Below are 26332 nucleotides of genomic sequence, written 5' to 3'. Positions count from 1 at the left end.
TTATACTTAACGCTTATTTCTTCAGAATCAGTTTAACGGTTTTAGCACCAGATGGGCTTTGGATGCGCGCCACATACACGCCATTGTGCAGGCCACGCCCATCAAACTCTACCCGTACCAGCTTACCGGCTTTTGCGTTGCCTGCGCCTAGTTGTTGCACCAGATTGCCCTTCAGGTCGTAGAGGTTAACCACATAGGCTTCTGAATTACTGAGCCTGAACGCTATGCTGGCTTTGTCCAGAACCGGGTTCGGGTAAGACTGCACCTGGCTGATGCTCTCGGTGCTGGCTACCGCCTGCTCCTCTACGGTTACGGTGGTGCTGGCAGTACAGCCATTTGTCATGGAAGTTACCGTTAAAGTGTAATCGCCTGCTGTATCCACTATTGGGTTCTGCTCTGTGGAAGTATAGCCATCCGATCCTGCCCAGCTGTAGTTTACTCCTTCTGTAGTGGATGCCCCCATCAGTTGCACGGTACCTGTAGCGCTGCTTAGCATACCGCCCTGAGCCGTGATGTTCGGTGCTGCCATGTCCATGGTAACTTCTACCGTGTCTCTGAAAACACAGCCTGTTTCAGTTTCTGGAACCCACATTACGTATGTCCCTGGCTGATCCACTACGAGTTCAGGACCATACTTGATGTGCTCTCCCGCTAGTGTATACCAATGGATAAACGGAACTGTGCCAACAACCGAACCTACCAGGGTCACCGTTCTTTTTTCGCATGTCAGCACCTGATCCGGTCCGGCGCTCACGGTGGCATCTATGTAAAAATCTCCAATCGCGACAGATTTCGTCACCTGGCAACCGGTCATGATATCCGTTACTGTCACTTTGTATTCCCCCACTACGGAAGCATAGATAACAGCCTTGTCAGAGGTAAACCCTTCAGGGCCCGTCCAGGCATAGGTAACTCCTTCCAGCAGGTCCCTTGTCAGTGGGTCCATTGTGTATACGCGCACTTCCGGGTTATTACAGGTAATCCACTTTCGGCTTCCGTTATCCTGTCCAACCATAAACTCGAAATCCGGGGCGCGGCTGCCGCTCACGGTTACGGTATCGGTGGCCGCGCAACCTGTCGCCTCATCCGTCACTTTAAACACATAAGCTCCTGGCTCATTTACATCGACAGACGCTGAATTGGAAAGTAGTCTTCCACCCGCCATTGACCACCACTCCACTTTGGTACCGCCGCTTGCCGTTCCTTTTAGCGTCACGATACTGTTGTCGCATGAAACTTTCCGATCCATCCCTGCATCGGCTGTCAAGGTCGTGTAGTTCGCTTTTACCACTGTAGAAGCGAATGCCTGGCACCCTGTCTCAAGACTGGTGACAGTTAATGCATAAGTACCCGGCACACTTACATGGATAGCTGAGTACCTTGCATTTTCGTCTAACTGTTTGAATCCGTCAGGTCCTGTCCATTCGAAGTTGGCAGCCATGTCAGAAACAGTCCGAAGTTCTGTTTGGCTGCTTTTACAGGTTAGAACCGGTTCCGAAGGGGATATAAATGCCTTGTCGCTGATGCTAACAACTGTCTGGTCAGACGCTGTTGCACCCGATACCGGATCAGTTACTGTTAAAGTATACGTTCCGGCTTCAGTTACTGTAGGCGTGGCAATGGTGGAAGTAAAGCCATTCGGGCCTGACCAACTGAAGATAGCTCCTTCTCTATTGGAAGCACCATAAAGTTTTGTTTCCCCATTAGAAGCGCAATAAAGGAACATATCTGATCCTGCGTTTGCATCGATGTAGTTTTCATCCTCCACACAGAACCTGATGTTGTCGATGGCCCCGGAGCCTGCCAGCATGCCTGCTGAATTACGCCCGTCGAACACAACTTTCATCCTCATCACATTACGGGTGTTATTCAGGAATACTTCCTGCTTTCCGTTGTTGCCCGTGTTATGAATCCGCGCTTTCCACAGTTCTTTTCCTTCGCCATCATACAGGTAAACCCATGAGTTGTCTTCGTACACATCAAAATCAAGTGCTTTCATAGAATAAACCACTACCGGCCCGAAAGCCGAAAAATCGAGGGTTATTTCGCCGCCCCATGGGTTATCGTTAGGCTCGTCTTTCAGATCCTGGTTGATGACCAGCGCATTTCCCCAGTCAGCTGTGTACAAATCCGCGTCGTCGCCCGTGGGTGACTGGGTATTGAAGACGGAGGCATGGTTTTCCGGAGCATAGGTGCCATCTACATTTCGCTTTCGTGCATGAATAGCAACTGTCCCTTTTGAAGTAGCTGTAGCGGTGATGAAACCGGGTCTCTCCTCCTCAAAGTCTATCACCTGGCAAGAAGCGGTTTGGGTTTGCTGAGCATAGCCTTGAAAGCTGAAAAGTAACATAAACAGGAATAAACCCAATAGGCAATAAGGGTTTAAACATTGATTATTGAATACAAACGGGAAGAAGTAAAATTTTTTCATAGGTTCTGTAAAATAGTTTAGGAGAGGATTCTAGGTCCGCAGACCACGTAGTCCAATTATATATATGAATCCTATATACTATTCCAGCAGATTATGAGTTATCCTATATCAAAAATACAACCCCCTATTTGGGTCAGTATACTTTTTAAATGGGCGAATAGTAGCAGCAGCAATGCGAATGGAACTGATTTGCTCTCGAAAAGGAAATGTAAAAATTAACAGCTATCTCTGCCATAAGGCTAAAGCTCAAAAAAATAGTCCTACTGCTTGCTATACTATTCAAAGCGGTTCAAGTATAACGCAGCGTCTTTCAGAAAACCTACAGCGGCACCACAACCGTCGGGTGCTAGAACCGACTGACACTCTACCTTCTCCGGATAAAGCACAGCAGCTGGAGGCGCGATTTGTCAGATGCTGTGTTGGGTGTACCTCACCGCCGTATCCTGCACCTGTTGAAGCACATTCCTAAGAACAGGGCTTTTATCGTCCCTGCGCCAGGTTACGTAAAGGTTCACGTTGTAAGGCAGCGTAATAAAACGCACATTTGGCAGCGCGCTGAATGAGTAGGAAAACGGAAGTATAGAAATACCAAGTCCTTTCGAAACCAGGCCCAGCACCATGCCACCAAAGTCAGTTTCGATATGGACGTTGGGTGTAAAGTTGTGGTCCTCGAAAATCTGCCGAAGGCTTGCCGTATAAAAGGTAGTTTGTGCCAGGTTCGATAAAATAAATTTTTCATCCTTCAGATCCTGCATTCCTGTGAAATTCTGCTCGTTTAAGTAGTGGTTTGAAGGTACGGCAAGTGCAAAAGGCTCAGAATACAGACACGTTGACTGCAGCGAAGGATTTACAGCCGGATCGCGCCGGAAGGCAAGGTCCATCTGGTAGTTGAGTAACAGCTGCTCAAAGCTGATATCGGTTGGCTCCACCAACTCTACCTTTAGTTCTGGCAGCGTGCGGGCAATGCCTGTAATAAGTTCGGGCATAAAGCTGTAGGCAATGGAGCCTGGGTAGCCTATTCTGATTGAGCCAAAGGCGCCATCGTGGATCTTCTTTGCCTGCAGGTGGATGCGGTTTATCTCATCGAGCAGGGGCAGCCACTGGCCTCTCAGAAATACGCCAGCCTCTGTCAACTTCACGCTCCGCTTGCTTCGCTCGAACAACTGGATGCCAAGCTCGTCCTCCAGCGCCTTAATCTGCCTGCTGAGCGCCGACTGCGTAATGTACATGCGCTCAGCCGTATTCCAAAAGTGCAGCTCCTCTGCCAGCGCCAGAAAGTACCTTATCTGCTGTAGCTCCATATATACTGATTCAGTTTTCGCATTAGTCAAGCCAATATTAGCATTTTTAGGCGCATTGGCATGTACTTACTTTGCCTGAACACTAAAAAGAGCAAAGCAATGGTATTACTACGCAAGTATGCATGGGAAGGAATTGGATGGGTGGGTGCCTTCTTCTCCCTCATGGCCTTCAGCATGAACAGCCTGGGAGTTATCAGCAGCCAATCAGTAGAGTACCTGGGAGGCAACATCATTGGTTGTTTTTTTATGATTCTGTACGCTGTATCGAAAAAGGCTTACGCCAGCTGGGTGCTGAACGCCATCTTCCTGCTAGTGGCTGTTATCGCCTTAGTAAAGGTTAGCCTAATTAACTGAGTGCCAGCAACACACTCATGTTGTTCTGCTTATACTTGTCAAACAAACGTTGCTACAAGGGAGCTAAAGCCTAATCCTAAAGCAAATTGCTCAAAAACCATAGCAGGCTACTCCCTTGTTTATACTTACACATGTATAGATTAGTAGAAGTATAGCTTCAGCCTTCTCCGCCCACTTTTCAGTCTTGCTTATCTTATCCACTGTTTCAGCTATATTTGTCCTCTCCTCGCATTTTGCTCTCCTGCTCTTTCTCCCGCTGTTCCCCTCCTGTTAATGTCATAAAACGGGCAATTACTACATGCGTAGCGCTCATAGGGTCAGCTGGCAAAACACCCGCGCCAGCAGCCCTGCGGCATCATAAAGGGCAGCATCCCAAACAATGCCTGTTGCGCTGCAAAGCAGAAAGAAGTAAGTCAAATAGTATACGCCCAATCAGTTTGCCATTGGCGTTACCTGCTCTATTGTTTTAAAAGCAGCAGTAGGAAGTAGGGTAAAAAGCTTGGCGCTGGTTGGGAGCACCATCAGTATACGAATAGCTCACTTCAGTTATAAACAAGATTGCACCCTTTCAGGTTGATTAGAGTATAATCAATCACAACTGGAAGAAGAAGCTGACCGAAAAGGCAACACCAGAAATCAGCGAGATAGGCTATGCTCAATAGAGAAAAGCTTTTTCTTTAGCTACTTTTTGCCTGCCCCTGCCCTTTTCGCCGCTACTACTGGCTTGCTAAATGGTACCATCTCTGGTAATTCAGCGGTCCATCCGGATTTACTTTTAACGCATTATGAGCACCCAAAAACAAAAAACATACTTCACCACTGAAGAGTTGGAGACGATTGACGACGAACGATTACAAGACCTCTTCAACAGTATTTCCGAAAAAATAAGCGATACCGAGTATCCCTGTGTAGGAGCCAAAGCTGCTCTTAACTCAAAGCAAATTCGCATAGGCGTGTACAAGGGCATGGCAACAGACGAAACGACAAGTAAACTGGGCTATGACCTGAAGCAATACATTGCCGAAACGCTGGCAGCCGACAGTGAGTACATGACAATGGTTGCCTGCTTCACGGAGGAGGCGCCAACATCAGAAGACGACTTTGAGAAGAAACTGTGGGCACAGCTACAGCGGCTCCACGACAGTGATAGCAGTGCCAACCCCTGGGACCCTGAAGTGAGCAGCAACCCGGAAGACACCAACTTCAGCTTCAGTTACAACGGCACGGCCTTTTTTGTAGTGGGCCTGCACCCTAACGCCAGCAGAAAAGCCAGGCAAACGGGTTATACTGCCATGGCCTTTAACCTGCACCGGCAATTTGAGCAGTTGCGTGAGAAAGGGGTTTATGAAAACATGAAGAAGGTTATCCGCGAGCGGGATGAGGCCTATGATGGAAGTATAAACCCGATGCTGCAGGATTTTGACGAGGGGCTGGAAGCGCCGCAGTACAGTGGCCGCAAGGTAGACGAAAGCTGGAAATGCCCTTTCCTGGCAGGCAACCTCAAATCACATTAAGAAGCTACGCAAGTATAAATATGATAGAAACGATAGCCAAGCAAACCGGCGCCGCGTTTGAACTGAAAAAAGGAGACAGACTTAAAGTGATTGACCCGCAGGGCGAGCAGGTGAGTGACATGGTGCTCTTCAACGCCGGGGATAAGCGCGAGAAGCTTTCATCCGGTAAAACGCTGGACTTTGAGGAGACAATTCTGATTACCAAAGGGCACCACCTGTGGAGCAACCGCAGCCATAAAATGATGGAGATTCTGGAGGACACAAACGGGCGCAACGATTTCCTGCTGGCTCCCTGCAGTCCCGAGACGTTTCAGATCATGTACCAGAACCCGGAGTACCACCCCAGCTGTTTCGAGAACCTCTACACGAACCTGGCCAAGTATGGCATTGAACCCGATGATGTTCCGACTGCTTTCAACATTTTTATGAACGTGCAGTTCGCCCCGGATGGCAAACTCTCCGTTGACCCGCCTTCCAGCAAGGCCGGTGATTATGTGCTATTCGAAGCTAAAATAGATTTAATCGTGGCCCTCACGGCCTGCTCAGCTGAGCAATCGAACAACTACAGCTTTAAACCGATACAATATGAGGTGATACCAGCGCAGTAGTGAAAGCAGCGCTTATACCTGGTTAGTACAACTAAATCAAAATACCACCCCGATACTGGAAAACTTGCGGCAGAACAGACGGACTGCCCTGTCTCTTAAAATTAACTCATCCTTATAAAGCCAGAACCGCTCCCTCTTGTGGGGCGGTTTTTTTATGCTAAAAATGATTCCCCATACTGATGGCTGTGCTTCTCAACTTTAGTGAACGCCTGAAGGGCAATTAGCGCTTTGAACCGGAAGTTCTGCTTTGCTTCATCCAGCTATCTGCCCACTGAATAAAGTACTTTATGTTAGGTGCATCGGTGTGGCCTCCGTCATGCTGTCGCCAGGCAAGGGCGCCATCCAGCAAACTCACGTTCACACCAGGCATTTTAGCTGTTTTGTAATCATGCCCCACCCCCAGGTCTTTCGCTCCTAATAGGTTAAAAACTGGTCCGGCCGCGACGGTGGCCATGTAGCTCCCCTGCTGGTCAAGCCATTTGGCGTCTCCTTTTTCAGGAATCCCATAGCTTATAAATGTTAAACGGGGAGCGCATAAGGCGATTAACTGGTGCGCGTCAACCGGCAGGTCGCCTGCGTTTTTACTTCCAAAAGTAGCGTCTGAGGCTCCATACTTCAGAAAGTTACCCGCCATCCAATGGTATTCGGCGCTGCTGGTCAGGCTTTCCACAGCTTCCCCGAAATTGCGCCGGTGCAGTTTTGCGCCACCCTCTCCCGAAGAACCAATCAGCGCCATGTAAAAGCGCTGGTCAAAGGCCATGGCAACCAGGGCCGCTTTTCCAAAACGGGAAACACCTTCTATGCCCACACGCGAGGCATCTACGGCCGGATCGGTTTCCAGGTAGTCCAGCCCGCGGGAGGCACCCCAGGCCCATGCGCGTAAAGCACCCCAATCTTCCGGACTACGCGGCTGCCCTTTGTTTACCAGCCCAATGATTCCCTTCGTCAGGCCAGCCCCATTGTCAGCCTGTATACTTCCTGGCTCGATCAGGGCATAGCCCCAGCCTGCCCGAAGCAGCTGGTGGGTGGTAGGCGGATCTCCTGCGGGTGGCGGACCAAAAGCCGGCACCTGTGAGGCTATGGGATTGTAGGCCGGATACTGCTCAAACACCTCCTTAAGCGAAGGGTCCTGCAGAATCAGCAACTTCTTTAGCGCGGCGTTTATCTGTTCCAGGCTCTCTTTCGGGGGCTGTGCCGGAGCGGGCAAGGCGCTGGGGCCAAACATCATCAGCACCGGCACTGGTCCTTTGGCATTGGCAGGCGTCACCACCGTCATGGCTATTTTCACATCCAGCAACGGATAGGCGGAATTGTCCACGTGCCCTACCAGTTGCTTGGCGTTTACAGGAACCCATCCGACATACTCTTTTTCTGCTATCACTGTCTTCCAGGTAACTTTAGGAGCATTTTTTGGTACCCGGCCATAGATTTCCCGCTCAAAAGCCTCCACTAACTCCGGCCGCCGCTTGTTCCACCACACGGCTGGCGTCTTTACCTTTTTCCCGTTGCTGAGGGTCAGCACCTCAGGCAGGTTCGGGTAAGGATTCGCAAGTGCCTCGTCGTAGTTCGCAGCGTTTGGGGCCGACTCGTCGCCACTGGGTCCGGGCCGTAAGGCTTTGATGCCAAGTTGCTGCATCATATGCTGATGATCCTGCTGAGCGGTAAAATTAACCACCTGCGGAAGCTGTTTTGTTGTACTGTTGGTAGGCTGTTGTGCCGAAGCAGACGAAACAGCAAGCGCAAACAAAAGATAAAATGCCTTTTTCATGAGCAGGTTTAGTTATTTCTATTCTGATTGATCAGTGCGGAAAGGAGATGCCGGCAAACCTTCTTTGTTGTATAAGTTAGCGCCAGCCGGATTGTCGGCCCAGGCGTAGCGAACATACCTGGGCTCCGGCACCTCCTCGCTCCACACCACTACTTTGTCTCCCTCAATTTTGGCCTTCGCCCACACAAACTTTTTATCGGCTCCGGCAATGGCAAACCAGCTTAGTTCCTCCCCGTCGATGGAGGTCAGGCCACTGCCGGTATTCGTAAAGCTAAGTATGATCTTTTCCCCTTCAATTTTAGCTGATTGAAAGAGCGGGCCAGACGAAACAACGTCTTTCTCACCGTAAATAAGCCTTTGGGCAGCCAGGGCCAGCCGCTCCCCCACATCCTTTTTGTTATCCGGATGAATGTCGTTCCACTCCCCCAGTTCAATGGTGACGGCCATGGCGGTATTCGGCACAGCTAAGGTCTGCAGGGCTGCTTCCCGCATCAGTGCCCAATTGCTTTCGGAAGGCAGGTAGTTCACGTCCATAAAATTGGGGAGCTGCACATACAGGAACGGCAGCTTCTCCTGTTGCCATTTGCTACGCCAGTCGCTGATTAAGGCGGGCAGCAGTTTTTTATACTCCGAAGGATTTCCCGCGTTGCTTTCGCCCTGGTACCAGAGTATGCCTTTCAGGGTGTAGTCCGTTACCGGTGCCACCATGGCATTGTATAGAGCTGCCGGTTGGTTTTGCGCATTCAAGCCGCCACCGTATCCGCTGCCGCTAGCAGGACGAAAAACGTCGCCTACCTTGTAATCCCAGTAGCCCTTTAGATCCAGCGTTTGTTCGTTTGCCTCTATGAAGTATGGCTTGTCCGGCACAAAGCCGCCTTTGCCTCCCTGATTTGTCACCCGGATCACAAACACATTTTTACCAGGTTTCAGCACGCCTGCAGGCAGGCTGTACCTGCGCTGTGGGTACTGGTAAGTGGTGTTGCCGACCTGCTGCCCGTTGATGTACAGCACATCCGCATCAACAATCCGACCCAGGTGCACCTTTGCCGGCACGCCCGTCATCGAAACCGGCACGTCTATCTCGCGGCGGTACCATACTACACCGTTCAGGTCTTTAATTCCCTGGTCCTCCCAGTAGCCGGGAATATTGATGGTGCGCCAGCCTTTCGGCTTGTAAGTGGTTTCGTACCATTTTACTTCCCCCGTTAGTCCTTTGTCCTGCTCTGTTTTTTGCTTGTTGGCCTGGGCAGCTGCCAACGCGCGGCGATTCAAGCTGTTCACGTAGCTGGTATCGCTGTTTTTGTTGATAGTGGCAACAGCGGCTGGAAAATCCTGAAGTCCCTCTTCGCTCATCCAGGCCTCAATGGGTGTGCCGCCTACACTGGCATTGATCAAGCCGATCGGAATTTTATACTTGGTGTGCAGTTTCCGGGCAAAGAAATAAGCAACGGCCGAAAAGTTTGCCACGTCTTGTGGGTTGGCTGACTTCCAGGAGCTTTCGGGCAGCTTTTCTGCCGGCCCCTGCAAATTGGTAGCGGTCGGAATCCAGAAATGGCGGATATGCGGGTAGTTGGCAGTAGCGATATCCCCGGCGTACGTAATATTATGCAGCGACATCTGGTGCACCATGTTCGACTGCCCTGAAACTAAGTATACATCCCCTAGCAGAATATCTTTAACCGTGATCTGGTTGCTGGCTTTGATGTCCATGGTATAAGGGCCACCGGCCTTCATAGGCGCAAGCGTTATTTCCCATTCTCCATTTTTGCCTGTTGTGGCTTTATAGGATTTGCCCTTGAACTTTACGGTAACTTTTTCGCTGGGAGACGCCCAACCCCAAATCTTGGTTTTAGCATCCCGCTGCAGCACCATGCCATCGCTTACCAACTGCGGCAGCTTTACCTGAGAGGTGGCTTTGTAAGCGAAAAGGAAGAAGAAAAGTAGTAAGGGTAAGTAAGCGTTTCGTAGCGTAGGCATTCGAAAATGTATTGAAGGTGAAGAAACAGAATTATGGATTAGCATACGGATTTGCAGCGGTTTTATGTTTGTCAGGCCTTCCCCATACTTGCGCCCTATACCAGCCAGGAACATAGGAGAAGGTGTTATAAAAGCCATCAGGGTGATGTATTATACTTTGTAGCCTGTCATTATACTTTGAAATCTGCATTAAATAAGACAGTACGCGACTGGCAAGATGACATAAGTCTTCTGTAGCGGTTGTATACCATCCACACCTTGCCTTGTGCAGCGATTTTCAGTTCTGGACTTTCTGCTTGCTAAAAATGTACGTACAGTAAAATAAACTAAAAAATCCATAAAAATGAAAATAGGAATAACAGGAGCTACAGGCCACCTCGGGCGCCTGGTAGTAAACAAGTCCAAACAAAAAGTATCCACCGACAACCTTATTGCCCTTGTGCGTTCGCCGGAGAAGGCGGCAGACCTTGGTGTGGAGGCCAGAGAGGCGGACTATGACAAGCCCGAAACACTCAACCGTGCGTTGGCAGGAATAGACACCTTGCTGCTGATTTCCGGAAGTGAGGTAGGGCAGCGTGCCAGGCAGCACCAAAACGTATTAGAGGCGGCAAAAAAAGCGGGAGTAAAACGCATTGTGTATACCAGCCTGCTTCATGCGGACACCTCAACGCTAAGCCTGGCAGATGAGCACTTGGCAACCGAAGCTGCCCTGAAGGACACGGGCATTCCGTACACGCTCCTGCGTAACGGGTGGTACACCGAAAACTATACCGGTTCCATCCCGGGCGCACTTGCCGGAGGCGCATTTATCGGCAGCGCGGGCGAGGGCAGGATTTCCTCCGCTGCACGCGCTGACTATGCCGACGCGGCAGTTGTAGTTTTAACAGAAGAGGGGCACGAGGGGAAAACCTATGAGCTTGCCGGGGACGACGCATACACGCTCAGCGATCTTGCGGCGGAAATCTCCAGACAGACAGGGAAAGACATTCCTTACAAAAACTTGTCGCAGGCTGATTATGCCGCCGCACTTCAAAGCTTTGGCCTGCCTGAAGGACTTGCACAGGCAATCTCAGGGTGGGACGTAGCAGCATCGCAGGGTGATTTATTTGATGATAAGCACCAACTTTCAGAGCTGATCGGCCATCCTACTACGCCGATGGCTGATACCGTGGCTGAGGCACTGAATTCAAATTCTAAAGAAGGTTAGCAGCAGAAATGCTGGTATGCAAGCCAGCACTTCTCCTACCAAATAACAAAGCCGCTCCATACTATAGGAGCGGCTTTATTTATACTTGTGGTAGTTGCAATAAGGGTGCAGTATCTGTAAAGGCACTTACAAATTCGCTTTACTTCAACTCGCTTTTCCAAAACAAAACCGTTCCGGCCATTTCCCGCCCGAGCAGCTTCTCGCAGACCGTGGTACCGGCTATGTTGTCCTGCTGAAGCAGTACCTGCTGCTCTTTGTCCAGCAGTGCATGAAAGAGCCATGTAACTACCTGCAGTGCCGCATCAGAAAAAGCTTTCGGGATGGGAACAACTTTCTTACAGGTGGGCACGAGTGCCAACAGCTGCTGCAACGAAAAGGTATCTTTCCCTGCTACTTCTACTGTTCCTTCATACGGATTTTGCAGGCAGAGGCGCGAAATGAGCTCGGTTAGATCCTCCACCAGCACAGGCTGCAGCTTTGTCTGTAGTAAATGCGCGGGGAAAGGAAGTGCTCCAAATGTTAGCCGACACAGTTTTTTCAGCAGCTGCAGCTTCCTGCTCAGCATGGTATTTGGGGTGCAGACAATAGATGGGCGCACCACGACCACGTTCGGGTGCGCCAATAGCGCTTCATCCGCCTCTGCCTTGGTGCGAAGGAACCTGGAAGGGCTGTGGACTGCTGCCCCTAACGCGGAAAGCTGCAGGAGCCTCGGGTTTCCGAGCCGCTTCCGGTGCTGGAGCATGAGGCTTGTTAGCCCCGCATGAGCCTGGGCAAAGTCAAGCGCAGCAGTTTCCCTGATAATGCCGATGCAGTTGACCAGCACATCCACCTTACCCAGCTTTGCCCAGTTATCCGTGAAAGGGTTGAAAGAAAGCACGTGCTGTGACATAACAGCATCTGCTTTAACAGCAGCCATACTTCTTTCCCTGACACAACCCACCACCTGCGCCTGAGGGTAATCCTGCAGCAGGCGTTTCAGCAAAGGTGTTCCAAGCTGGCCGTTGGCACCAAGCACTACAATACGCATGTGGCAACGGGTTTTGGTGGCAACCACTGGTACGGAATCATCCCCCGTACCTGAAAAGCCCCTTCGAACCTGGCCGTCTGGAAAAAGTTTGTTTCGAAGCCGGTACAGGTCACCCACTCAATGGGCCAGCGCTCCCGCATAATCCGCACCCTGACCAGCTCCTTATCTATATAAGAGTAAGCCCTGTCCAACGCTCCAACCATTTCCTTCAGCTCCGGATTTGCCTTTGGCTGAGCTTCATCTCCCAGTTTATAATTCAGGTAACTGCTTCCCTGCCTCAGTTCAAATGTATCACCGGCGTTGGTTATACTTGCCTTCTCCAGCTTATAATTCGTAAACCAGCTGCCTCCCTGCACCATTAGTTCTTTCTCGGTAAAAGAGCGCAGAAAGAAGATGCCCTTTGCAGCACCGTCACTATAAAGCGCGTCATCAATCAAAAGCCTGAAACCGATGTGCTGGTAGTCAAAATGAAGCGCTTTGGGCATAAAATCAGGCCGCATGTTACGGAGCTTTACGTTCACCATAGAAATCAAGGCCCGGCCGTTGTAGTCGCGCACCTCCAGCCCTTCCGGCAAGTAGGGCAACACCTCCTCCTTGTCAACCGAAAAGTTAATCAGGCGCACCTGGTGCAGTTCGCCTACATACTTGATCGGAAGTTTCTTTAGCATTTCCATGAGATCAGGATTAAAGTTGAAAGTATAAAAGCCATAAAGCTGCCGTAACCTGAAGCAGCAGGAACCACTGCAGCGTCCAGCGTTGTGGCAGACCCAGATACTGAATCCGTTGGTAGTGCAGGTAAGCCATCAGGCCGCTGCTGCAGGCCACACTAAGTATAGGCAAAGGATAAAAGAGGATGCCACTCAACGAGTAAAACACTATAGAAGGAACAAGCACCAGCAGGCCTGCCACCATGATGGTACCCAGGTGGCCCACGTAATCCAGTACTTGTTGCCGCTGCAGCGTAAGTGCGGCCAGAATTATCTGAATAACCCATCCGGTGCCGGCAATGAGCAGCAGTTGCACCGCGCCAGCCAGTGGCGCGACACCGAGTGCCTTATGTACAGAAGCACCAAACAGCGCTGTCAGGATAACAGCAGTCAGCACCGTAATAGAGATAAAGCTGATCCTGTAGGCCGTGGCCGCCTCGGGATAGCAGTCGCAGGCAATGGCCTGCTGCTTTGGCGGCGCAACTATATAGCGGTTATAAGCCAATGTTTTGTAGAGAAACCGAAACAGTAGAAAAAAGGGCTTGAAACGGAACAATGGCCCAAGGAGTCGAACCTTATCAGCGAAAACATACGATACGCCGTCTGCGCCGTAGAGTGTCTCCCCTCCCCTGGTGTCAATCAATGCCATTTCGTTCCGGAAGCGCTCTGCACTTACTTTCTGCTTTAGCTGCGCGTCCATCGCCGTGTAGGCCAGGCACTCGTTTTGCTCCACCAGACCAAGTATAAGCATCATGTCGCGGAGACCAACGCAAACGTTGCAGTTGCTGTCGTAGATAATCAACTTGTTTTCCATTGTATAACCCGTTTAACTTATTGAACTTTCAATAATTATTGAAACATATAGATCAAAAAAAATCAGCGCATCAGCTTCATAAAGGAGCTCAGGAACCAGTGCTCATCTGCCCGCAGCATCGTATCCAAGGTTTTATCTGCCTTAGCCGACAAGTCATACAGGTTGCTGATGGCTTGGGTAAACGCTTCTGCATCGCGGTCCCCTTTACTGCCTTCCACCTGCTTAAGTTCCTCTAATATGCGCAGCATCGGCTCCAGTTCACGCTTGCGGCGCTCCCGGATAACCTGTTTGGCCACCTTCCACATATCTTTTTCGGCAACGAAATATTCTTTCCGCTCCCCCGGTCTTAGCTCCTTGCTGATCAAGCCCCAGTCCATCAGGGCGCGCAGGTTCATGTTGGCATTTCCGCGTGATACATTTAGCTCCTGCATCACATCCTCCGTGCTCAGGGAATCGGGTGAGATCAGCAAAAGGGCGTGAACCTGAGCCATGGTGCGGTTAATGCCCCAACTCGACCCCAATGTTCCCCAGGCTTGTATGAATTTCTCTTTTCCTTCTTCCAGTTCCATGCTCAAATGTAGTATATTTCCATATACTTTCAATAGTTACTGAAAGTTTTATAATCAAAAATTATTATACTTCTTGTAACCACTATTCGGGTCTATTAAATTCTTCCTTAATCAGAATTGCAAGGAGGTGCTCCTACTCAAAACTATACCGCTGCACATGCCGAAATAGCCTTTATTTAGCTTTCCACATCATAATATAACTGTATAACATTTTTTTTATAAAAGTTAGGCTTATTTTAATTTATTTCGTATAATTACCTGAAGATTAAAATATTAGCTCATTTTAAGGGAAAGGGAGGCCGTATGGGTAAAGTCAGGCACATTCTACAGAAAAAAGGCAACCAAGCGTTTTCTATAGATCCTAACGCAACTGTTTACCGCGCGCTCGAATTGATGGTAGAAAAGGACGTGGGTTCTCTTTTGGTGATGGATAATGGGAAATTCGCGGGCATCTTCACTGAACGGGACTATGCCCGGAAAGTGATGCTGAAGGGGAAGTCATCCAAAGACACCTTCATCCGCGATATTATGAGCGAACACCCGGTCACCGTAACACCGGATGTATCAGTGGAGGAATGCATGTCGATCATGACAAAGCGCTATATCCGCCATTTACCGGTACTGGAAGACAACAGGCTGGTCGGGCTGATTTCCATAGGAGACATTGTGAAGTACATAATTGAGGAACAGAAGTATATCATCGAGAACCTCGAACACTACATCACAGGCCATTAAAGCTGAAGGCAGCAACACCGAATATCATATTACAGCTTAACCTTTTATCAACCAGCTATTCGCAGGGAGGCGAGAAGGCATATGTACGCTTCAGAGGAAAACGCGACCATACTATGGCCCATGGTAGTCTATGGCGCCATTGTGCTAAGCCTGGTGGGCATCATACTTGGTCTGTCCTACGTGTTGGGCCAGCGCCATAACCAGCGCGCCACCGGCGAGCCGTACGAAGGAGGAATCCTAAGCGCGGGGTCAGCCCGCATGCGCTTCTCCTCGCAGTTTTACTTGGTGGCCATGCTCTTTGTGATATTTGATGTGGAGACGGTATTTATACTTGCCTGGGCCATTGCTTTCCGGGAACTGGGCTGGTACGGCTACGCTGGCGTCGCCGTGTTTATGCTGATGCTGGTGGTGGTGCTCATCTATGAGTGGCGCAACGGTGCCCTGGATTTTGGCCCTGACGGCAACAAGATACTGAAGGCTTACAAACGCCTGACACAGCAGCCACCCGCTTAATTTTGGACAAGAGACATTGAAATAAAGGCGTAAGGATTTTCGCTGGCATCTTACCCGAACACGATAAACGAACAACGACTAACGAAAAAAGCCTATGAAGTGGTGGCTAAGTAAACCCGATGATCCTGCGCGTGCAACCAGTGGCACCAGTTCCTATGAGGAGACAGTGCAGCAGAGCATGGTCCTCAGTACCATGCAGGATCTGCTGGCCTGGGGCCGGAAAAATTCCATGTGGCCCTTCCACTTCGGCCTCTCCTGCTGCTTCGTGGAAATGGCCACCAGCATGACGCCCAAGTATGATCTGGCCCGCTTCGGGGCAGAGGTAATACGCGGAACGCCGCGCGAGGCCGATGTGATGATCATTGCCGGCACCGTTTTCATCAAAATGGCCCCCATCATCAAGCGGCTGCATGAGCAGATGATGGAACCGCGCTGGGTAATTTCGATGGGTTCCTGTGCCAATTCCGGTGGTATGTTCGATATCTATAGTGTGGTGCAGGGCGTGGATAAATTTCTTCCGGTTGATGTGTACGTACCCGGCTGCCCTCCCCGTCCCGATGCCTTCATGGAAGGCCTGTTGCTGCTGTCAGAGTCAGTGGGAAAAGAAAGGCGGCCGTTGAGTTGGACAATCGGTGAGCAGGGCGTTATCAGGCCAGACAAAATAGATGTGCGGGAAAGACGGCAGGAAGCACGAGCTAACATGACGGAGTTCCGCACGCCCGATGAAATATAGAAAGTTAAAGAGTCAGAGAGTGGAGAGTTAAAAAATGTATGCCTCTTTTCTCTCTGGTTTGCAATACGCACAGCAAAAGTATAGAGAAGTAAGTAACATTTGATTTTTAAAACTATGCCGAAGTATGTAATTGAGCGGGAAATTCCCGGCGCTGGCAAACTTTCTGCCGAAGAACTAAAAGGCGTTGCACAGACTTCCTGTGGCGTGTTAAATAACCTAGGCCCGCAGATTCAGTGGGTGCATAGCTATGTGACAGGAGATAAGGTCTATTGCATTTATAATGCTCCAAACGAGGAGATGGTACGGGAGCACGCCAGGCAAGGCGGTTTTCCCGCAAACAGCGTCAGTGAAGTAAAAGCCATCATTGATCCGGTTACAGCAGAGCACTAACTTAAGAAACAGCATACCCCAGGTATTAAGAGTAAAAGCATTGACCACAACACAAACAGAGCGTAGCATCACATGAGGTAGCAATTTTCGGGCATTTATAATTCCTGACATGGAAAACGTAAGCGGCACATTGGAGCAGTTACAGTCGCGGTTTGGGGCCGACACCTTCACCCCGCAAACGACTAAGGATGAGATTCTCACCCTCTGGATGCCGCACGGCAAAATCGTGGAGGTGCTGACGTACCTGAAAAAGGAAATCTCCCAGCCTTACCTCCTGCTCTACGATCTGACGGCCACCGACGAGCGGACACGCAAACCTGACAACGGCCATATTCCCTACGCTTTCACCATCATCTACCACCTCTTCTCCTTCCACCGCAACAGCTTTATCCGGCTGAAGGTGGGCTATCGTGATGAATTTCCGGTGGTACCGAGCATAAACACACTTTGGGCCAACGCCAACTGGTACGAGCGCGAGGTATATGATATGTTCGGCATCCGCTTTGAAGGCCACCCGCACCTGTACCGCATCCTGATGCCCCGCACCTGGGTCGGCCACCCGCTGCGCAAGGAGCACCCAGCCCGCGCCACCGAAATGGGACCTTTTGCCCTGTATGATGATAAAATTGATTTGGAGCAGTCAGCGCTGCAGTTTAAGCCGGAAGAGTGGGGCCTGAAGCGGGAAAGCGACAACAGTGATTTTATGTTCCTCAACATCGGTCCGCAGCACCCGGGCACGCACGGGGTGCTGCGCATTGTGCTGCAGCTGGATGGGGAGGATATTGTGGATGCCATCCCGGATATTGGTTTCCACCACCGGGGGCAGGAGAAAATGGCCGAGCGCCAGTCGTGGCACACCTACCTTCCCTACACCGACCGCGTGGATTACCTGGGTGGGGTGATGAACAACCTTGCCTACTTGCTGGCGGTTGAAAAACTGGCCGGAATCCAGGTGCCGGAGCGGGTGAAGGTGATTCGGGTGATGCTGTGCGAACTTTTCCGCATTGCCAGCCACCTGGTGTGGTACGGCACATTTGCGCAGGACGTGGGCCAGCTCTCGCCCGTGTTTTACATGTTCACCGACAGAGAGAAAATCTTCGACATCGTGGAAGCGGTGACGGGCGGCCGCATGCACCCGAACTGGTTCCGCATTGGCGGAGTAGCGCAGGACCTGCCTAAAGGCTGGGAATTACTGGTGCAGAACTTCCTCGACTACTTCCCAAAAAGGCTGAAGGAGTATGACAACATGGTGATGAAGAACAGCCTGTTCAAGGCCCGCACTAAAGGTATTGGCATTTTCACGACAGCCGAAGCCATTGAGTGGGGCGTGACCGGGCCAAACCTGCGTGCCTGCGGCTTCGACTGGGATTTCCGTAAAAAGCAGCCTTACTCTGGCTACGAATTGTTTGATTTTGAAGTGCCCACCGCTGCAAACGGCGATTGCTACGACCGCGCTGTGGTGCGCGTGGCCGAGATGCGCCAGAGCCTGCGCATCATAGACCAGTGTCTGAAAAACATGCCGGGAGGGCCGTATAAAGCGGATCATCCGCTCACCACGCCGCCCATCAAGAAGCACACAATGCACGATATTGAAACGCTGATCACCCACTTTTTAGGAGTGAGTTGGGGTCCTGTGATGCCCCCTGGGGAAGCCATGAGTTGCATTGAGGCGACCAAAGGCGCCAACGGCTACTATGTCATGAGCGACGGCAACACATCACCCTACCGCCTGCGCATCCGCACCCCCTCGTTTCCGCACATGCAGATGCTGCCCTATATAACGAAGGGCTATACAGTCGCGGATTTGCTGTCCATACTTGGGGCGATGGATTATGTGCTGGCAGACATTGACAGGTAATGAGGAAGTATGAAGGCATAGACACAAGTAGAAGCAAATGCTAAAAAAAGTTACGATACTGATGCTTTCTTTCTTCTTTCTCCTCTGTGGAGTAAAGGCACAGCAGGCTGCAGATCAGCATGGGGTGGCCTCTGGCACCACGCCCAAGTTTCACATTGCGCTTTATACAGGCATAGGAGTAGCCGGGCCCACAAAAGACCTGATGGAGCATATGAAAGACTCCGGCTTTGGTGACAGCAGTTATGGGGGGTGGTTTTCGGATGGCCAGGAGTACCCGGAAAAAATGCGAATCCCAGTTTTAAGGTTGGAAGCCGCCTATTTTATAAATGAAAAGAGAAGTTTCTCGCTGAACCTCGGATTCGCCGATGTGACGGAAGTGAGCGGATTCGATAGCCGTGGCATTGGTAACTACCTGACACTAAGGAGTCGGCTGCACCAGGTAGCGGCCAACTACATCATCAGCCTGAAAGAAAGAAGACATAATCTAAGCCTTGGACCAGTCTTTTTCTTACATGAAGTAGAAGATACGCACCCTTACTCAAACCATGAGAAGTACAGGAATATTATACCGGGCTTGAATGCGGGTTACTCTCTGCAACTGGTACAGAGAAAATCATGGTTCCTGGCCCTGAACACAACGGCTAGGTGGGCGCCTAAGTCCAGGATCGGACCTTTTGTAGTGGAGCATGAGGGAGGCACACCACTACCGGATATGCAACGATCAGAATTTAGCGCTACCAAGGTCACGCTCTCCGGCTTAGATGTTGGAGTGGCAGCCGGCTTAAACTTCAACAGGAAAGAAAAGAATAGCAGCAACTAAACCAACACCTATGCTGACTGCAGAAGAAAAACATCAGATAGACCATGAAATCGGGCTGGTGCCTTCGCCCAAGAACGCCTGTATTGAGGCGCTGAAAATCGTGCAGCAGCGCCATGGCTGGGTGTCGGACGAGAGCCTGCAGGATGTGGCCGAGTATGTGGGCATGTCCACGGCGGAACTTGACAGCGTGGCGACTTTTTACAACCTGATTTTCCGGAGACCTGTCGGCCGGCATGTTATACTTGTCTGCGACAGCATCAGCTGCTATGTGATGGGCTACGAAGGCATCCGCGACCAGCTTTTCGATACACTCAACATACAATACGGCCAGACTACAGCAGATGGCCGTTTTACCCTGCTCCCCAACTGCTGCCTCGGCACCTGCGACTGTGCCCCCGCCCTGATGATCGACAACGATTTGTACCGTAACCTGACGGTGGAACAACTGGATGAGATACTGAGCAAGTATACCTAAAGCCAAAGCGGGCCTATGGAGAAGCCGCTTACCCAACACATTGTACCTGGCCGCAAGCCGCTCAACCTGAAGGAATACGAGAAGGTAGGTGGCTACCAGTCTGTGCGCAAAGCCCTGAAGATGACGCCTGCCGAGGTGCAGACCCTGGTGAAAGACTCAAACCTGAAAGGGCGCGGCGGCGCTGGTTTCAACACCGGCCTGAAGTGGAGCTTTGTGCCTATGGGACCCGAAGCCGCCACGCCTAAATACCTCGTGGCCAACGCCGATGAGATGGAGCCCGGCACTTTCAAGGACCGCGTACTGCTGGAGGGCAACCCACACCAGCTCATCGAAGGGATGATTGTAGCCGCCTATGCCATTCAGGCTAGTATAAGCTACGTCTTCCTGCGCTGGGCCTATAGACTTGCCGCCAGAGAAATCACCCAGGCCATACAGGAGGCACACGCAGCTGGCTACCTGGGCAAAAACATACTTGGCTCCGGCTTTGATTTGGAGATGCACCTGCATACCGGCGTCGGGCGCTACATGTGCGGCGAGGAAACCGCTTTGCTCAATGCCTTGGAAGGCAAGCGCGCCAACCCCAGAGCCAAACCTCCCTTCCCGCAGGTCAGTGGCCTGTTCGGAAAACCAACTATCGTTAACAACGTGGAGACGCTCTGTAATCTGCCGCACATCCTCAACAACGGTGTGGAATGGTTCAAAAGCTTAAGCAAAAGCCCGGATGCGGGCACCAAACTATATGGCGTAAGCGGCCGTGTGAAAACGCCGGGCTGCTGGGAATTGCCGATGGGCGTGACTATTCGGGAACTGCTGGAAGTGTATGCCGGTGGCATGCAGGACGGTTACCTGTTCAGGGGCCTTCTACCTGGTGGCGCCTCTACTGATTTCCTGGTGGAAGAGCACCTGGATGTGCCCATGGACTTCGGTTCCATTCAGGCAGCTGGCAGCAGGATGGGAACGGGAACCATGATTATTCTGGATGACCAGACCTGCCCCGTTGGTTTCGTGCACAACCTGCAGCATTTCTTTGCGCAGGAATCGTGTGGTTTCTGCACGCCATGCCGCGAGGGCCTGCCCTGGGTAGAGAAGATTTTACTGGCTATTGACAAGGGAGAAGGCAAACCTGAACACCTGCTCACCCTTGATTTTCATACCAAATACCTTGGCCCCGGCAACACCTTCTGTGCACTGGCACCCGGCGCCATGGAACCCCTGCAGAGCGCTCTGAAATACTTCAGAGAGGATTTTGAACGGCACATCTACGAACACCACTGTCCCTTGAGCAAGAGCAAAGCATGGCAACCATCTATATAGATAACAAACCCTACGAAGTGAAAGCAGGGAAAAACCTGCTCGAAGCCTGCCTCACCCTCGGCAAGGATTTGCCTTATTTCTGCTGGCACCCGGCTATGGGATCCATTGGTGCCTGCCGCCAGTGCGCTGTGAAAGTATATAAAGACGAAAACGACACCAAAGGCAAGCTCTTCATGTCGTGCATGGAGCAGGTGCGGGAGGGCATGCGGATTTCTATCGCGGATATGGAAGCCAAGGAATTTAGGGCGCACGTCATTGGCTGGCTCATGACCAACCACCCGCACGACTGTGCCGTCTGCGACGAAGGCGGTGCCTGTCATTTGCAGGACATGACGGTGATGTCGGGCCACAACTACCGGGAGTACCGCTTCGATAAACGCACTTATGTCAACCAATACCTCGGTCCGTTTCTCAACCATGAGATGAACCGCTGCATCCAGTGCTACCGCTGCGTGCGCTACTATAAAGACTATGCCGGTGGCAAAGACCTGGATGTGTTTGCCGCCCACAACCATCTATACTTTGGCCGCGCGGAAGACGGTGTACTGGAGAGTGAGTTTAGTGGAAACCTCGCTGAAGTATGTCCAACGGGTGTATTCACAGATAAAACACTGAAGCAGCACTATACCCGCAAATGGGATTTAACGATGGCTCCCTCCGTATGCCACCACTGCAGCCTCGGTTGCAACATTTCTGCCGGTGAGCGCTACGGCACCATCCGAAGCATAACTAACCGCTACAACGGCGAGCTAAACGGCTACTTCCTCTGCGACCGTGGCCGCTTTGGCTATGAATTCGTGAACAGCGCAGGCCGTGTCAGAAAGCCACTGGTGCGGAGCCACCTGCCTGAAGCTACCGACAAGTATACTGCCCTGAAAGCAACCGCCTCTGCTGTAAAAGCCGGGCGTGTCATTGGCATCGGCTCCCCAAGGGCTTCGCTCGAATCTAACTATGTGCTGAAGACACTGGTGGGGGAAGATAATTTCCATCACGGCGTATCAGACACCGAACATCTACTGGTGGACCTGGCACTGCACATCCTGCGAAGTGGCGCGGCGCGAACACCGTCCTTAAGAGAAGTTGAGAAAGCCGACGCAGTATTTATCTTGGGTGAGGACTTGACAAATACCGCACCCATGCTGGCGCTGGCTGTTCGGCAGGCGGTAAGGCAGGAGCCCATGCTGGAGGCCGTCTCCACCGCCAATATCCCGGTGTGGCAGGACGCAGCGATACGCGAATTGGTGCAAACGGATAAAGGACCGCTTTTCATCGCCCATTATACCCACACCAAATTGGATGAGCTGGCTACCCGGACATACTTAGATTCGCCGGATGCGATTAGCCGCTTGGGTTTCGCTATCGCCAACATGATTCATGCCGCTTCTCCGGAGGTAAAGGATTTAAGTATCGAGGAAAAGGCGCTGGCGCAACAAATAGCAGACAGTTTGCTGGCAGCTAAAAACCCGCTAATTATTTCAGGCACTTCCGCTGGCAGCGACCATGTGCTAAAAGCCGCCGCCAACATTGCCAATGCCCTATGCGCCCGGGAGAAAGCTGCAGGTATCAACCTGGTGGTGCCTGAGTGCAATAGCATGGGGCTCGCCATGCTCGGTGGCCACAAACTGGAGTCCGCTTTTGAGGCGGTGCTGAACGGCTATGCCGACACTGTCATCATTCTGGAAAGTGACTTGTATCGTTTGGCAGGTTCCTCGGAAGTATCACAATTCCTGGATAGCTGCAGCCGGATTATTGTGCTGGACCACCTCCACAACGCGACTACCGAGCGGGCCCATATCCTTTTACCAGCCGCCCCCTTCTCCGAAGCAGACGGCACGCTCGTCAACAACGAGGGACGGGCGCAGCGCTTTTTCCAGGTGCACCCCACCCCGGAGGAGATACAGGAAAGCTGGCATTGGCTCGCCGAACTGGGCACCATCATGGCGGACGAGCAAATCAGTAACTGGCACGGCTACGATGATATCGTGAAAGCAGTTGCCAGGGACATTCCAGAACTAAAGGGCGTGGAGAAAGCTGCGCCAGCTTCCGAATTCAGGGTTGCCGGACAGAAAATAGCGCGCGCACCGCACCGTTTCAGCGGCCGTACTTCTATGCTGGCGAATATCAACGTGAGCGAGCCAAAGCCCGCCGAAGACCTGGATTCAGCCCTCTCCTATACCATGGAGGGCTACCGCGGACAGCCGCCGTCATCCATGATTCCATTCTTCTGGGCACCTGGCTGGAACTCGGTGCAGTCCACGAACAAATACCAGCAGGAAGTAGGCGGGCCTCTGAAAGGCGGCGATCCGGGCGTGCGATTAATTAAGCCAAAAGGCACTGCAACGCTATCGGCTATTGTACCACAGCATTTTGTACCAATTGAAGGGCACCTGTACGTGCTGCCGCTGCACCATACCTTCGGGTCTGAAGAGTTGAGCAACCAGTCGCCTTCCATCATGCAGCGCATTCCGGAGCCGTATATAGCCGTCAACGCAGCGGATGCCCTCCGGATGATGCTTGCCGAGGGCCAGGCTTTGAGTTTCGCGCTCGAAGGCCAGGTGTATCAACTACCCGTGAAAATAACCCCCACCATACCGAGTGGAACTGCCGGCTTGCCGGTGGGACTGCCTGGTGTTCGATTTGCCGATTTACCTGCCTGGGCCAACCTAAACAGAGACATAAAATGGAAGCAGCAGCCCCAAACTACTTTCTGATTATCGGCGGCGTGCTGCTGGTCATGCTCAACGTGGCAGCCCTGCTCATTTGGGTGGAGCGTCGCTTGCTGGCACTGTTCCAGGACAGGTATGGCCCAAACCGTGCGGGTCCTTTTGGCCTCCTCATCGTGGCCGCCGACTCCATTAAGCTGTTTTTTAAGCAGGACTGGATCCCGCCTTTTGCGGATAAGCCCGTGTTCGTGCTGGCCCCGGCCATTGTGGTGGTCACGGTGCTCATGAGCTTTGTCGTGATTCCGTTTGCGCCGGGCATTATTGTGGCTGATTTAAACATTGGCCTGCTGTTTTTTCTCGCTATGTCGTCAATGGGTGCCTACAGTGTGATATTAGGCGGCTGGGCCTCCAATAACAAGTACAGCTTACTGGGAGCCATGCGCGGCGCGGCGCAGATGATTTCCTACGAAGTATTTATGGGGCTGTCGCTGATGGGCGTGGTGCTGTTAAGCGGTTCCTTCAGCCTGCGGGAGATTGTGGAGGCGCAGCGGGGGCTGTGGTTTTTCATTCCGCAATTCCTTGGCTTCATCATCTTTTTTATCGCCGGCATTGCCGAAACGCACCGCCTGCCATTCGACGTGCCGGAAGCGGAAAGCGAACTGGTGGCCGGTTTTCACTCGGAGTATTCGGGCATGAAGTTCGGCATGTTCTTCATCGGCGAGTATATGGGCATCACCCTTATCTCCTGTATGCTGGTCACGCTATACTTCGGCGGGTGGCTCGGGCCTGATTTCCTGCCACCCATCTTGTGGTTTATCCTGAAGACACTCTTTTTCCTGTGTGTGTTTATCCTGTTGCGCGCTTCCATGCCGCGCCCAAGGTATGACCAGTTAATGGAGTATGGCTGGAAGGTGCTGTTGCCCCTCACACTGCTGAACCTGATGGTAACGGCAGCGGTGGTGCTATGGCTGAATGAGTGAAAAGTAAGGCTGGTGCGGGTCTCACATTAGCCGAAGTGATCTGTAAGAGTTGAAAAAGGAAGCTGTCCCCTTGAGGGGACTAAAGGGGTGCTAACCGTGCAAGAACTACATTAACAGACATTGAACCAACGTGTAAACCAGCAGTTGATCACACCCCTGTGGTCCCCTCAAGGGGACAATTGAAATGAAACTATAAAACGAAAGGAGCAGCTATGTTTAGTTTGTTGCGCAGTATGTGGCTCACGTTTCTGCATGCGTTTCATAAGCGCGAAACGATACAATACCCCGAGGAGAAGGTGAAACTGGCGGCGCGGTGGCGTGGCCGGATTGTGCTGACGCGGGACCCGGACGGCGGCGAACGCTGTGTGGCCTGCAACCTCTGCGCCGCCGCATGCCCCGTCGATTGCATCTCGCTGCAGGCCACCGAAGACGAGACCGGCCGCCGCTATCCCGATTTTTTCCGCATCAACTTCTCGCGCTGCATTTTCTGCGGCTACTGCGAGGAAGCCTGCCCCACTTACGCCATCCAACTTATCCCCGACTTTGAAATGGGCGAGTACAACCGCCAGAACCTGGTGTATGAGAAAAAGGATTTGCTCATCAACAGCGAGGGCAAGTACCCCGGCTATAACTATTACAAAGTGGCAGGTATGGCCATCGGTGGAAAAGGAAAAGGCGAGGCCGAAAACGAAGCTCCGCCGGTAGACATCAAAAGCTTAATGCCTTAAACTATGGAACTGACATTTTACATTGCTGCGGCCGTCGCCATCCTCTCCACCATCATGGTGATCACGCGCTTCAACCTGATTCATGCCCTGCTCTACCTGGTGGTGTCATTTATGGCGGTGGCTGTCGTTTTCTTCACACTGGGCGCTCCCTTTATGGCGGCGCTGGAGGTGATTATATATGCGGGAGCCATCGTGGTACTCATCATTTTCGTGATTATGATGCTTAACCTGACTCAGGAGGATGTGCAGCGGGAAAAGGAATGGCTGCGGCCGTCCGTGTGGGTCGGCCCGGCGATTCTGTCGGCGGTGCTGCTGGCCGAGTTGGTGTATGTTTTCATGGCAGGTGACACTGTTCAGGCCGGAGCCGTGGTGGCTGTGGATGCGAAAGTGGTGGGGCTGGCGCTGTTTGGGCCTTATGTGCTGGGGGTGCAATTAAGCGGCATTCTGCTGATGGCGGGAATTGTGGGGGCTTACCATTTGGGCAGGCAGAAGAAGAAAGTTATTCACCGGTTTCTACAGGAAAGGAGCGCCGCCTCATGAACACCTCTTATATGGAAGCCGCCCTGCTGCTGGCAGGAATCCTCTTTATGCTTGGCCTCATCAGCGTGCTGATTCGCCGCAACATCATCTTCATGCTCATTTCGGTGGAGATTATGCTGAACGCGGCTGGTCTTGCCTTTATCGTGGCGGGCACACGGTGGGTACAGCCCGACGGACAGATTATGTTCATTTTCATACTTACCATGGCCGCCGCCGAGGTTTCTGTTGGCCTGGCGCTGATTCTCCAGATATACCACCAGCTCAAGACCCTCAACAGCGACGCTGCCAATTTCATGAAAGGATAGA

At 51.8% G+C, this 26332-nt stretch carries 25 protein-coding genes; 17 read left to right on the top strand and 8 right to left on the bottom strand.

What is annotated here, in order from left to right; all coding sequences use genetic code 11:
- Nucleotides 1-13 precede the first annotated feature (13 nt).
- Nucleotides 14-2350, bottom strand: coding sequence for a T9SS type A sorting domain-containing protein (locus tag A0W33_RS16315; RefSeq protein WP_068839160.1), 2337 nt, complete (start codon nucleotides 2348-2350; stop codon nucleotides 14-16).
- 488 nt (nucleotides 2351-2838) lie between these two features.
- Nucleotides 2839-3732, bottom strand: a complete 894-nt coding sequence (locus tag A0W33_RS16310) for a LysR family transcriptional regulator (RefSeq protein ID WP_068839159.1) — start codon at nucleotides 3730-3732, stop codon at nucleotides 2839-2841.
- A gap of 99 nt (nucleotides 3733-3831) precedes the next feature.
- On the opposite strand from A0W33_RS16310, the gene A0W33_RS16305 reads away from it, so the two are divergent.
- From A0W33_RS16305 to A0W33_RS16295, 3 genes are all read left to right on the top strand, one after another.
- Nucleotides 3832-4086, top strand: a complete 255-nt coding sequence (locus A0W33_RS16305) for a hypothetical protein (RefSeq protein ID WP_068840202.1) — start codon at nucleotides 3832-3834, stop codon at nucleotides 4084-4086.
- A gap of 785 nt (nucleotides 4087-4871) precedes the next feature.
- Nucleotides 4872-5600 carry a guanitoxin biosynthesis heme-dependent pre-guanitoxin N-hydroxylase GntA gene (gntA, locus tag A0W33_RS16300; RefSeq protein ID WP_068839158.1) on the top strand — a complete coding sequence of 243 codons (729 nt, stop codon included), beginning with the start codon at nucleotides 4872-4874 and terminating at the stop codon, nucleotides 5598-5600.
- A gap of 20 nt (nucleotides 5601-5620) precedes the next feature.
- Nucleotides 5621-6208 carry a DUF1989 domain-containing protein gene (locus A0W33_RS16295; RefSeq protein WP_068839157.1) on the top strand — a complete coding sequence of 196 codons (588 nt, stop codon included), beginning with the start codon at nucleotides 5621-5623 and terminating at the stop codon, nucleotides 6206-6208.
- A gap of 220 nt (nucleotides 6209-6428) precedes the next feature.
- Here the strand turns inward: A0W33_RS16295 and A0W33_RS16290 are convergent, their stop codons facing one another.
- Together A0W33_RS16290 and A0W33_RS16285 are read right to left on the bottom strand one after the other, a co-directional pair.
- Nucleotides 6429-7976, bottom strand: a complete 1548-nt coding sequence (locus A0W33_RS16290; RefSeq protein ID WP_068839156.1) for an alpha/beta hydrolase family protein — start codon at nucleotides 7974-7976, stop codon at nucleotides 6429-6431.
- 18 nt (nucleotides 7977-7994) lie between these two features.
- Complete coding sequence (locus tag A0W33_RS16285) at nucleotides 7995-9953, bottom strand: sialate O-acetylesterase (RefSeq protein WP_068840201.1); 1959 nt, start codon at nucleotides 9951-9953, stop codon at nucleotides 7995-7997.
- A 343-nt stretch (nucleotides 9954-10296) separates the two neighbouring features.
- Between A0W33_RS16285 and A0W33_RS16280 the strand changes: the two genes are divergently transcribed.
- Nucleotides 10297-11160, top strand: a complete 864-nt coding sequence (locus A0W33_RS16280; RefSeq protein WP_068839155.1) for an SDR family oxidoreductase — start codon at nucleotides 10297-10299, stop codon at nucleotides 11158-11160.
- Nucleotides 11161-11299: 139 nt separating this feature from the next.
- Here A0W33_RS16280 and A0W33_RS16275 read toward each other — a convergent pair whose 3' ends face one another.
- The 4 genes from A0W33_RS16275 to A0W33_RS16260 all read right to left on the bottom strand — a co-directional run bounded on the left by A0W33_RS16275 (nucleotide 11300) and on the right by A0W33_RS16260 (nucleotide 14277).
- Nucleotides 11300-12187 (bottom strand): Rossmann-fold NAD(P)-binding domain-containing protein, encoded by an 888-nt coding sequence (locus tag A0W33_RS16275; protein WP_068839154.1) that lies wholly within the window; start codon nucleotides 12185-12187, stop codon nucleotides 11300-11302.
- The gene (locus A0W33_RS16270) at nucleotides 12175-12861 is read right to left on the bottom strand and encodes a DUF2071 domain-containing protein (protein WP_068839153.1); all 687 of its coding nucleotides are present in this window, start codon (nucleotides 12859-12861) and stop codon (nucleotides 12175-12177) included. Before A0W33_RS16270 ends, A0W33_RS16275 begins: the two co-directional genes overlap by 13 nt.
- Before the next feature lie 10 nt (nucleotides 12862-12871).
- Nucleotides 12872-13708, bottom strand: a complete 837-nt coding sequence (locus tag A0W33_RS16265; RefSeq protein ID WP_068839152.1) for a thiol-disulfide oxidoreductase DCC family protein — start codon at nucleotides 13706-13708, stop codon at nucleotides 12872-12874.
- A gap of 62 nt (nucleotides 13709-13770) precedes the next feature.
- On the bottom strand, nucleotides 13771-14277 hold the full coding sequence (locus A0W33_RS16260; protein ID WP_068839151.1) for a GbsR/MarR family transcriptional regulator: 507 nt from the start codon (nucleotides 14275-14277) through the stop codon (nucleotides 13771-13773).
- A 303-nt stretch (nucleotides 14278-14580) separates the two neighbouring features.
- On the opposite strand from A0W33_RS16260, the gene A0W33_RS16255 reads away from it, so the two are divergent.
- The 13 genes from A0W33_RS16255 (at nucleotide 14581) to nuoK (ending at nucleotide 26331) form a co-directional block, all read left to right on the top strand.
- Nucleotides 14581-15012, top strand: coding sequence for a CBS domain-containing protein (locus A0W33_RS16255; RefSeq protein WP_068839150.1), 432 nt, complete (start codon nucleotides 14581-14583; stop codon nucleotides 15010-15012).
- Between the two features lie 81 nt (nucleotides 15013-15093).
- The gene (locus A0W33_RS16250) at nucleotides 15094-15525 is read left to right on the top strand and encodes an NADH-quinone oxidoreductase subunit A (RefSeq protein ID WP_068839149.1); all 432 of its coding nucleotides are present in this window, start codon (nucleotides 15094-15096) and stop codon (nucleotides 15523-15525) included.
- Nucleotides 15526-15619: 94 nt separating this feature from the next.
- Nucleotides 15620-16258, top strand: a complete 639-nt coding sequence (locus A0W33_RS16245) for an NADH-quinone oxidoreductase subunit B (RefSeq protein ID WP_068839148.1) — start codon at nucleotides 15620-15622, stop codon at nucleotides 16256-16258.
- Nucleotides 16259-16372: 114 nt separating this feature from the next.
- Nucleotides 16373-16648, top strand: a complete 276-nt coding sequence (locus tag A0W33_RS16240) for a DUF4242 domain-containing protein (protein WP_068839147.1) — start codon at nucleotides 16373-16375, stop codon at nucleotides 16646-16648.
- Between the two features lie 109 nt (nucleotides 16649-16757).
- Nucleotides 16758-18506, top strand: a complete 1749-nt coding sequence (gene nuoC, locus A0W33_RS16235; RefSeq protein ID WP_068839146.1) for an NADH-quinone oxidoreductase subunit C/D — start codon at nucleotides 16758-16760, stop codon at nucleotides 18504-18506.
- A gap of 37 nt (nucleotides 18507-18543) precedes the next feature.
- Nucleotides 18544-19326 (top strand): hypothetical protein, encoded by a 783-nt coding sequence (locus A0W33_RS16230; RefSeq protein ID WP_068839145.1) that lies wholly within the window; start codon nucleotides 18544-18546, stop codon nucleotides 19324-19326.
- Between the two features lie 10 nt (nucleotides 19327-19336).
- A complete protein-coding gene (gene nuoE, locus A0W33_RS16225; protein ID WP_068839144.1) occupies nucleotides 19337-19801 on the top strand; it encodes an NADH-quinone oxidoreductase subunit NuoE in 465 nt (154 codons plus the stop codon).
- Between the two features lie 15 nt (nucleotides 19802-19816).
- Nucleotides 19817-21115 carry an NADH-quinone oxidoreductase subunit NuoF gene (nuoF, locus tag A0W33_RS16220; RefSeq protein WP_068839143.1) on the top strand — a complete coding sequence of 433 codons (1299 nt, stop codon included), beginning with the start codon at nucleotides 19817-19819 and terminating at the stop codon, nucleotides 21113-21115.
- Complete coding sequence (gene nuoG / locus A0W33_RS16215) at nucleotides 21097-23826, top strand: NADH-quinone oxidoreductase subunit NuoG (RefSeq protein WP_068839142.1); 2730 nt, start codon at nucleotides 21097-21099, stop codon at nucleotides 23824-23826. Before nuoF ends, nuoG begins: the two co-directional genes overlap by 19 nt.
- Nucleotides 23796-24758, top strand: a complete 963-nt coding sequence (gene nuoH, locus A0W33_RS16210) for an NADH-quinone oxidoreductase subunit NuoH (RefSeq protein WP_068839141.1) — start codon at nucleotides 23796-23798, stop codon at nucleotides 24756-24758. Before nuoG ends, nuoH begins: the two co-directional genes overlap by 31 nt.
- A gap of 212 nt (nucleotides 24759-24970) precedes the next feature.
- Nucleotides 24971-25486 carry an NADH-quinone oxidoreductase subunit NuoI gene (gene nuoI, locus A0W33_RS16205; protein ID WP_068839140.1) on the top strand — a complete coding sequence of 172 codons (516 nt, stop codon included), beginning with the start codon at nucleotides 24971-24973 and terminating at the stop codon, nucleotides 25484-25486.
- 3 nt (nucleotides 25487-25489) lie between these two features.
- Nucleotides 25490-26026, top strand: coding sequence for an NADH-quinone oxidoreductase subunit J (nuoJ, locus tag A0W33_RS16200; protein WP_068839139.1), 537 nt, complete (start codon nucleotides 25490-25492; stop codon nucleotides 26024-26026).
- The gene (nuoK, locus tag A0W33_RS16195) at nucleotides 26023-26331 is read left to right on the top strand and encodes an NADH-quinone oxidoreductase subunit NuoK (protein WP_068839138.1); all 309 of its coding nucleotides are present in this window, start codon (nucleotides 26023-26025) and stop codon (nucleotides 26329-26331) included. Before nuoJ ends, nuoK begins: the two co-directional genes overlap by 4 nt.
- The last annotated feature ends 1 nt before the right edge of the window (nucleotide 26332 follow it).

The organism is Pontibacter akesuensis (assembly GCF_001611675.1).
In the GTDB taxonomy this organism is placed as follows: Bacteria; Bacteroidota; Bacteroidia; order Cytophagales; family Hymenobacteraceae; genus Pontibacter; species Pontibacter akesuensis.
Note: the sequence above shows the minus strand (reverse complement) of the source record. Positions and strands in the feature narration are given on the sequence as shown.